The sequence below is a fragment of the Pelatocladus sp. genome (assembly GCF_059505505.1).
Genome location: NZ_JCACKS010000259.1, coordinates 21,810 through 29,757 on the forward strand (window position 1 = coordinate 21,810; position 7,948 = coordinate 29,757).

General features: G+C 39.5%; 7 protein-coding genes. 2 read left to right on the plus strand and 5 right to left on the minus strand.

Annotated elements, in window-relative coordinates:
- Positions 1–151: 151 nt before the first annotated feature.
- The 4 genes from rpsU to ffh all read right to left on the minus strand — a co-directional run bounded on the left by rpsU (position 152) and on the right by ffh (position 3,079).
- The gene (gene rpsU, locus AC5JMK_RS27215; protein ID WP_026722531.1) at positions 152–325 is read right to left on the minus strand and encodes a 30S ribosomal protein S21; all 174 of its coding nucleotides are present in this window, start codon (positions 323–325) and stop codon (positions 152–154) included.
- Positions 326–616: 291 nt separating this feature from the next.
- Positions 617–1,027, minus strand: coding sequence for a KH domain-containing protein (locus AC5JMK_RS27220; protein ID WP_096676119.1), 411 nt, complete (start codon positions 1,025–1,027; stop codon positions 617–619).
- Positions 1,008–1,268, minus strand: coding sequence for a 30S ribosomal protein S16 (gene rpsP / locus AC5JMK_RS27225; protein ID WP_009455154.1), 261 nt, complete (start codon positions 1,266–1,268; stop codon positions 1,008–1,010). Before rpsP ends, AC5JMK_RS27220 begins: the two co-directional genes overlap by 20 nt.
- A gap of 344 nt (positions 1,269–1,612) precedes the next feature.
- A complete protein-coding gene (gene ffh, locus AC5JMK_RS27230) occupies positions 1,613–3,079 on the minus strand; it encodes a signal recognition particle protein (protein WP_096676118.1) in 1,467 nt (488 codons plus the stop codon).
- Between the two features lie 854 nt (positions 3,080–3,933).
- On the opposite strand from ffh, the gene AC5JMK_RS27235 reads away from it, so the two are divergent.
- Complete coding sequence (locus AC5JMK_RS27235; protein WP_096676117.1) at positions 3,934–5,241, plus strand: pentapeptide repeat-containing protein; 1,308 nt, start codon at positions 3,934–3,936, stop codon at positions 5,239–5,241.
- Between the two features lie 23 nt (positions 5,242–5,264).
- Positions 5,265–5,906 (plus strand): Uma2 family endonuclease, encoded by a 642-nt coding sequence (locus AC5JMK_RS27240; protein ID WP_096676116.1) that lies wholly within the window; start codon positions 5,265–5,267, stop codon positions 5,904–5,906.
- A gap of 168 nt (positions 5,907–6,074) precedes the next feature.
- Here the strand turns inward: AC5JMK_RS27240 and AC5JMK_RS27245 are convergent, their stop codons facing one another.
- Positions 6,075–7,457, minus strand: coding sequence for an aminopeptidase P family protein (locus AC5JMK_RS27245; RefSeq protein WP_096676115.1), 1,383 nt, complete (start codon positions 7,455–7,457; stop codon positions 6,075–6,077).
- Positions 7,458–7,948: the final 491 nt, after the last annotated feature.

Genomic DNA, 7,948 nt, shown 5'->3' on the forward strand with positions numbered 1-7,948 from the left:
GCACTACGTGTCTCGGTAAAATTATGAGTGTTTAAGTGGGCTTGATACCCACAACTGAAGTTTTTTATGAGTGCCTTTTAACTTTTAACTTTTAACTTGGAGCGAAGCGACTGTCAGGCGTCTCTACTTAGTTTGAAAGTTTGTGATCTTACTAGCGACTACCTTTACGTGCAGCCTCCTCTTTACGCTTGCGGCGCAGACTAGGTTTTTCGTATCTTTCTCGGCGCTTGACTTCAGATAAAATACCAGCCTTTTGAATTTTCTTTTTAAAGCGTCTTAGTGCCGAGTCAATCGACTCGTTTTCACCTAAACGGACTTCAGCCACTCTCTAGTTTCACCTCCTTACAGAGAAAGGCAGAGGATCGAAGGCAGAAGGCAGAAGGTTTGGAAGTGTTAATTGAAACTTTAGTTCTGGGTCTAAAGCCCAGTTTAAATCGATAATTATACCTAAACTGCTTGCAGTGAGGTATAAAACGTCATTGTTTCAATCCCATTCTTTTAAGGGTGGGTTCCCTTCTGCCTTTTGCCTTCTGCCTTCTGAATCCTACATAGCATAAGCAGTAAAAAAACACAACCATTTTGTTGATTGCTAACCCCATTTTTCTCTAGTTAAGGCCTAGCGTGAACGAGACTTGATCACAGGACGGCTTCCGTTGACGCGTCTTTCTCTTGATTTAGGTGGCAATCGCTCTTCTCCCTCATCTTCAAAAGCAGCGCTCTCTCGACCAACATCATTACTGCCATAGATATCTAAGTATACTGAGTGACCAGCAGCTTCAGCAGCAGCAGCAATGACTGTACGAATCGCCTGGATATTACGTCCTCCCCGACCAAACACTTTACCTTTGTCTGTGCTTTCAAAAGCGATGCGAATCCAAGCCCGCTTATGGGTGTGATACATTTCACAATCGACGCTCAAAGACTCAGGAAATTCTAAAAACGGCTGCATCAAAAAACGTACTAACCCAACGTAGTCAGGACTTACTGTTGGGGATTTTGTGACAAATTTAGGAAGCGGCTTTTGCACTGACCTGTTCAAAGACATTAGCTTTCTGTAGGATGCGACGCACGGTGTCAGTTGGTTGAGCACCTTGTTGTAGTCGCTTGACGATGCCGGGAACATCCAGTCGTACTTCATCGGTTCTGGGGTTATAGTATCCCAGTTCTTCTAGAGGACGACCATCGCGGCGAGCAAGGCTGTTAATAGCAATTATGCGATAGCTCGCTTCCCGCTTTTTTCCGTATCGCTTCAAGCGCAGTTTAATCATGATTGAGAGACTATTCTCCTATTGTTAGCAATGAGTTTGCAGATAGTTAATGAGGACTTGGGGCAGGGGAAAGAGAAATGCTTAAAGGGATTAGTTTTTCCTTTTTTCTTTCTCTTTTAACCGACTCTTGCAAGAGCAGCTTTTGTAAGAGCTTGAATTTGCTCATTACCTTATGCTAGTTCCTCTTTATTTAAAGAGGATCATAACTTGCAGTGCCGGAATGCTAATTTTAGCACTTGCACAGGCTGAACTGCTATTAGTTAATTGTCCTTTGTCAATTGTCCTTGGTCAAAAGTCAATGACTAAGCCAAGAACTAATGACCAATGACCAATGTTACTAATGACTATAAATTACCAAAGCCTTTCTTTTTTTTGTCCTTTTTGGGCTTCTTTTTGTTACTAGCACCGCCACTATAACCCCGCCATCCTGGAGGAGAGGGACGATTGCCACCAGCAGCTAGAGGATTGCCCATACCACCACCGCCGCCAAACATTCCTGGCATTCCAGGAAAGTTACCTTGACCCATTTGCTGCATGAGAGAACGCATTTTTTGGAAGTCACTTACTAGCTTACTGACATCCGCTTCTTTATAACCACTTCCACCCGCAATTCGCCGTCGCCGACTGGGCGAACTAGATAATAAATCTGGATTTTTGCGTTCTTCTTGGGTCATTGAATTGATCATCGCTTCACAGCGCTTTAGCTGAGTTTCTCCTTGTTGGAGTTGATCATTGCTAAGTTTGTTCATTCCTGGAATTAATTTCAGGATACCGCCCAAGGAACCCATGTTTTTGAGCAAGCGCAGTTGCTTGAGAAAATCGGTAAAGTCGAACTTAGCCGACATAATTTTCTCTTGCATTTTCTCGGCATCAGCCAAGTCAAATTCTTCTTGGGCTTTTTCCACCAAAGTGAGAACATCGCCCATTCCGAGAATTCGTGAAGCCATGCGCTCAGGATAAAATGGTTGCAGGGCTTCGACTTTCTCACCTACACCAACAAACTTAATTGGCGCTCCTGAGATTCGTCGTACGGATAATGCTGCTCCTCCACGGCTATCACCATCCAGCTTGGTGAGAATTGCACCAGTAATACCAATTTGTTCGTGAAAAGTGCGAGTTAGATTAGCTGCTTCTTGACCAGTCATGGCGTCCACAACCAAGAGGGTTTCGTGGGGTTGGACAACTTCTTTGATCTGGGCTAGTTCCGCCATCATATCTGCGTCTATTTGCAGACGACCAGCAGTATCAATAATTACAGTATCAATATTTTCTGCTCTGCCCCGTTCTACACCTAAACGAGCAATTTCTACGGGATCAGCATCGCTTCCCATTTCAAACACTGGTACATCAATTTGTTTACCCAGTGTTACCAATTGCTCGATCGCAGCTGGACGATATACGTCTGTTGCTACCATCAAACAAGTGCGATCAATTTTGCGGAGGTGTAAAGCCAATTTAGCAGTAGCAGTGGTTTTACCAGTTCCCTGCAACCCAGCCATTAAAACTATTGTGGGTTGATCTTGTGCTTGTTCTAGGGGTACATTTGTTTCCCCCATTACTTGCACCAATTCATCGTAAACAACTTTGATGAACTGTTGGTCAGGACGTACCCCAGTAACAACCTCGGCTCCCTGCGCCTTCGTTTCGACTTCGCTAATAAACTCTTTAACTACCTGGAGATTGACATCTGCTTCCAACAAGGCGCGGCGGACTTCCCGTAAAGCATCCTGAATATTTGATTGGGAAATTTTGTCCTGTCCCCGCAGTTTTTTCCAAGCAGCTTCTAAACGGTCAGCAAGTGCATCAAACATAGTGACTAAATTTGTTTACAAGTAGTTAGCTAGTGATAATATTTCTATACACACTAAGCATTAAGGGGCTTCAAAGGATTTTAGCGGCTTTTGCCTGAGACAGACTCTAGCCGATTCTAAATTACGAAACCAGAATTTCTGGTAAAGTTTGAAGGTACTATTTACCAGCTTAGTAGTTTTGCTCTGTGAGTTACCATTGGGGAGTTACAAATAAAAAAATATCCAGTTTCTCTTACCATGGCAGACAAGATACACAAGAGGAAGAGTAGTATTGCTTCTTTTATTGTTGTAATCATTGGATGATTTTTTTAATCCTGATTTTCAATAAAAAATAATAGGTAAATTTTTGGTTGTTTTTTGGGTCATAGAGTAAATTACTATATTGCTGATTAACGATCAAACTATATTATAAATTCCATCTTAAGCTAGATGATTAATAATGAAAAATTTATAATATCTTGATTTAAGTAAAAATTAGACTAAGCCAGCTAAACAACATAGATAATTGCATAGATAAAAAATAAAATTTACCTGTTAACCTCTGGCAGTTTTCCGAAAAAAGTGGTAATAATTACTACTAGCTATTTATGGATCAGCACCTACCAGTTTATTCTTAATTCATTTTGTAATTGCCGAGCCAAGAGGCTTATCATGCATATTTTTGAATTAAGTAATAAATTCTGCCAAAAAATTTTCTACTCTTAATATTTAATTGGGACACAGAGTCATTATTTAGCTCGCGTTGAGTAGGGTTTAACTTGATTCGTGTAAAAGAAATACTTGTTTTTTTTACTCATAATTACCTTTGAGGTTGATTTGAGTTAATTTTTAGTAAAGCAATGGAGTATTAAAGCATGACTATAGTCAACCGTAAAAAGAATAATCATAATGATGAGGCTACAGTAAGACTGATTTCATTAGTCAAGCAAATGGCTCTGGTTGGCTTAGGTTTTATGGTTATGCTGTTGCTGACAAATAGTCAACCATCATTTTTTATAATTGTTTTGAGTTTTTTGGTAGCTATCTTATTTATTATTTGGAATCAACAAAACTTGCTGAATAAAAGCTCTAAAAAATTATCACGTTCTTCTTCTGCTGATAATTTATCATTCGATTCTCTCCTGAAAATTACCCGTGTAAATTATGCAAATAATAACCAAGTTCAAGAATTAGATGTCAACAAGAATATACTTAAAAATTTTTTAAATAAGAAAATGATAGATCAAGATTTAAATATAAGCTTAATTCTTGCTAATTTAACCAATGCTGAATTAGTGGGTGTTAATTTTAGTAATGTTTATCTAAATGGTGCCAATCTTAGTGATGCCAATCTTAGTGGTGCTAACCTCAGTCACGCTAACCTCAGCGATGCTAACCTTTGTGGTACAAAGCTTGCGATCGCTCAGTTAGTAAGTGCTAATCTCAGTAGCGTTAAACTCATAGGTGCTGATCTGAGCAATGCGAATCTCCAATATGCTAATCTTAGCGCTGCCAACTTGAGCAATGCTCAATTAGTAGGCGTAAATTTCAGCAGTGCTAACCTGAGTGATGCTCGGTTCATAAATGCAAATCTGACTAATGCTAATCTCAGTGGTGTGTACCTGTGGAATGGCAATCTCAATCATGCTCAACTAGTGGATACAGACTTGAGTAATGCTTATATGAGCAGCGCAAAATTGAATCACGCCAATCTTAACTGTGCTGTTCTCAAAAATGCTCAATTAAGTAGTGCCAAAATGAGAAACGCCAACTTGAAGAATGCCAATCTACATGATACACAGCTAATAGGTGCCAGATTAGATCATGCCAACCTAGAAGGCGCTAATTTGGAAGGTGCTAATTTAGAAGGTGCTAATTTGAATGGTGCTAATTTGAGTGGTGTAAACTTAAAATCTGTCAAAATCAACCAAGCAACAAAATTAGATTATAAATGGCGTTTAATTTGGGAAATTTTAAATCTTAAAAATAAGCGTACAGATTTAAGAAATGCCAATTTCGAGGATGCAAATCTTCAAGATGCTGACTTGAGAAATACTGATTTGAGTGATGTAAAATTTACGCGAGCAAAAGTTGATCATGCTCTGTTTGGCTATAATCAGGGGCTTTCTGTGGAGATGAGGCTAGAGTTAAAAGTAAGAGGAGCAGTGTTTGAAGATGAATAAAAGACGAGAGTAATCATAATGCCATGACTAGCAATACTCTGATCCCGCCAGAAGAAATTATCCACTTGTCAGGTATCAGTTGGCAAACATACGAAGCACTATTAAATGAACTCAGTGCTAGTCGTCGCCTACGACTTACCTATAATTATGGCAACCTTGAAATTATGGTTCCCTCGCCTGAGCATGAGCGTTATAAAAAAGTTATTGGTAGATTTGTCGAAACTCTGGCTGAAGAATTAGCAGTTAGGATAGAACCTCTCGGTTCCACAACTTTTAAACGACCTAATTTGACTGGTGCTGAACCAGACGAAAGTTTTTACATTCTCAATCTCAACGCTGTTAAAGGTAAAAATAGAATTGACTTGCAGCAAGATCCACCACCAGATTTAGTAGTGGAGATTGATATCACCAGTGGTTCTCAAGAGCGTTTGCAAATCTATGCCAGTATGGGTGTACTAGAAGTTTGGCTATATGATGGCAATGTTTTTAGCATCAATATCTTACAAAACCACAAATATGTAGTAGTTGAGGAAAGTTTAGCATTTCCAAATTTGCCAATTCAGCAAATTTCTCGCTTTTTAGAACAGGTAGGACAGAAAGATTATTTGGATTTGATTAAGGAGTTCCGTAACTGGGTTAGAAGTCAAATCCAGAAAGATAGTTAGTGGTTGGTCGGTAAGTGGCTCTAGCCCTCAAATATTCAAGCACTAAAGTGCTTAGGAACGCAAATTTAATAACATGCAATTCTGATGGAACTTAAAACGGTGCGTTACGCTCCGCTAACACAGCCTACTTTTGCACTTTATTTAATCCTCATTCCTTACTACAAACCATTAACTCCTAACTAATTCCTCTACTGCATTAGCATCAGTTGGCAAAGCATCTGTTAATACTTCCCTGTCACTATCTGTAACTAAAACATCATCTTCAATGCGAATACCACGCACATCAGCAAACTGAGATAAACGCTCCCAATCAACTGTGTATTGGTATGTAGAACGTATTTCTGAATTATTTATAATTGCTGGAATTTGATAAAACCCAGGTTCAATTGTTACTAACATACCTGAGTGCAAAGGACGATTTAAACGTAGATAACTTAAACCAAAGCGATCGCTCCTTTCCCGTCCTGATTCATATCCGGCTAAATCTCCCAAGTCTTCCATGTCATGGACATCCAAACCCAACAAATGACCAATACCATGAGGAAAAAATAAAGAATGAGCATTCCTTTCTACCAAATTTTCAGCATCTCCTCGCAAAATTCCTAAATCTACCAAACCCTGAGCGATCGCACTACATCCCAACAGATGAATATCTCTGTACTCTACACCAGGACGCACCTGAGCAATACAAGCGTCATGGGCTGCCAATACAACATTATATATATCTCTTTGGGTAGATGAAAATTTTCCACTCACGGGCCAAGTACGGGTAACATCACTTGCCCAACCCATTTCTGTTTCAGCACCGACATCAGCAAGCAATAAATCACCCGGTTGTAGGGAATTGTGATATTGCTCGTTATGCAAAACTTCACCGTGAACAGTGACAATACTGTGGTAGGCAGTAGTCATATTCTGGGCGATAATGACTTTTTCCATCGCTGCGCGCACTTCTGCTTCTATTTTGGCACTGGGTGTTGCTGCCATACCTGCTTTATGTGCCTCAACTGTGACAGCAGCAGCTTTTCGTAATTCGGCTAGCGCTTGTTGATCGTGCGTCAGGCGTAACTCAATAATTGCTTGGGCTAACTCTAAATCAATGCCTTGCAGTTGATGTCGTGGTAGAATCCATCTATTCAACAGTTGTGACTGTTGTGTCCAAGTAGCTGGATCTTGGACAGCAATTGTCGCTACTCCCTCTAAATATGACTCTAATTCTGCCATTGAATAGGCAGCATCTGCCCCGATTCGAGTGGCGATATCTTCTCGATTGGGCATTTCACCATGCCATAGGGCGCTACCAGGTGCGGGATCATCAATGAATAATTCTAGCTTACCTGCTTCGAGGCGAATCGCGGCATTCACAAGTGGTAATCCTGCAAAGTAAAGGAAATGACTGCTAGCGCGGAAAGGAAAGACATTGGCTGGATAATTGCGAGGAATACTAGTTCCTGACCAAAGAATTACTGGAAAATCAATCCGAGTAGCTAGTTGTTGTCTGCGTTGGCGTAGCGTTTCAATTAGGGAATTACAGGTGTGATGAATGGACATGGCAAAGGGATCGGGGATTATGATAATGAGTCAAACAGCTTTATTTTTCTTTAATAGACCTCTTGCAAAATTATTTTGTGGTATGATTAAGAGTTTTCTTCAAAATGCACATCAAAATCTATACAGAGAACTTTTATTACTTTATTGGTATTTCTGATTGAAATGGAACGCAAATTTTAAAAACTTTCTATCATACCATGAATTATTTTTGCAAGAGGTCTAATTTTAACTAGTACAGCACGGCGTAAATAAAGCAACCATTTAAAATACTCGAAAAGCTTATTTTATAAGCTTTCTTTCTTTTTACTTTTGCCTTTTTACTTTTGCCTTGTTGTACTAGTATCGTCAATTTACTAAATATTGCTAATATCAATCTGGAATCTTGTTATATACATTTGTAGCTGTGTTTTATATAGACACTACCTAGACTAGGCATTCAGGGTAAGCTCATCTAATTTAGTATAAAATCAACTTGACAAATTAAGCAAAAT

Coding starts and splice junctions, on each gene's coding strand:
- rpsP (WP_009455154.1), bottom strand. CDS start 1,268: ATGATTAAACTGCGCTTGAAGCGATACGGAAAAAAGCGGGAAGCGAGC.
- AC5JMK_RS27240 (WP_096676116.1), top strand. CDS start 5,265: ATGACTAGCAATACTCTGATCCCGCCAGAAGAAATTATCCACTTGTCA.
- AC5JMK_RS27245 (WP_096676115.1), bottom strand. CDS start 7,457: ATGTCCATTCATCACACCTGTAATTCCCTAATTGAAACGCTACGCCAA.
- ffh (WP_096676118.1), bottom strand. CDS start 3,079: ATGTTTGATGCACTTGCTGACCGTTTAGAAGCTGCTTGGAAAAAACTG.
- AC5JMK_RS27235 (WP_096676117.1), top strand. CDS start 3,934: ATGACTATAGTCAACCGTAAAAAGAATAATCATAATGATGAGGCTACA.